This is a genomic window from Ureaplasma zalophigenitalium (assembly GCF_025780055.1).
Lineage (GTDB): Bacteria > Bacillota_I > Bacilli_A > Mycoplasmatales > Mycoplasmoidaceae > Ureaplasma > Ureaplasma zalophigenitalium.
Genome location: NZ_JAOXHJ010000019.1, coordinates 1 through 983, shown reverse-complemented (window position 1 = coordinate 983; position 983 = coordinate 1). Strand labels below are relative to the sequence as shown.

Here is a 983-nt window from a genome sequence, read left to right as displayed (position 1 = left end):
CACATGTCAGCGACTCCCAATAATAATTATCCGCAAGTCGTGTTAAGTGAAAAAGATTTATTAAACGATAACATTGCTTTAGTTAAAAGAGCAGCATTTTTTAATCATGATTTAGCTTCAATTGCTGTTGATGAAATTGATGATTTTGATTTATTAAATAAGGCCTGTCAAACCTATAAAAAAATTTCTGCTCAATATATTAATGATGATGATTTAAAAACAATCACGCCAGCGATGTTAATTCAAATCGATGATTCATCGAAGATTAATGAAGTCAAAAGACAAAATTTCCAACAAAACCTAGACAAAATTAAAGAGGTTTTAAAAAAACACAATATTGAATATGCCCAGTATTTTAGTGACGAAAAAGTTGATGCTTATTCACGCCAAAGTATTAGTTTGAAAGATCTTTCACGTAATAATTCGAGCGTGCAAGCTATTATTTTTAAAATTGGCCCAGCAACCGGGTGAAATATTCCGCGGGCTTGTATGCTTGTGCAATTAAGAAATGTTTCTTCGAACAATCTAAGTGTGCAAACAATTGGCCGGATTAAACGTAACCCTATTCCACATAAACAACTTCCATACAATCATGTGTCCAACCATTATTATATTTATTCGAACCATAATGAAAACGACCCCGAAAAAGGGGTACGTACATACCAGTTAAAAAACCAATATGTTAATTGGTCATTTACTTCAGGGGAAATCAACGAACAAGTACACTTAAAAACGCGTGATGAAAAAACCTTTATTAATGAAGTCATTAATTTACTGAATGCTCAATATGAGCATATTGTCGACTACTTTGAGGCATTTATTAAAAAATACCAACAAGATTGTTATTTAATTGGTCATGCCACTGATTTAAAAACTGATGAGGGGATTAACAAAAAACTCTTAGAATCCAAAATCGAAAATTCTTTACAATTAGAGATCTTTCGAAACCAGTTTTTTGAACAAAACAAAGCCTGATTTGCGCC

At 32.1% G+C, this 983-nt stretch carries 1 protein-coding gene; it reads left to right on the top strand.

Translation table 4 applies throughout. The annotated features are described in order from the left end of the window. The coding region (locus OF365_RS03160) for a DEAD/DEAH box helicase (protein WP_465245901.1) at positions 1-983 on the top strand (983 nt) is incomplete at both ends.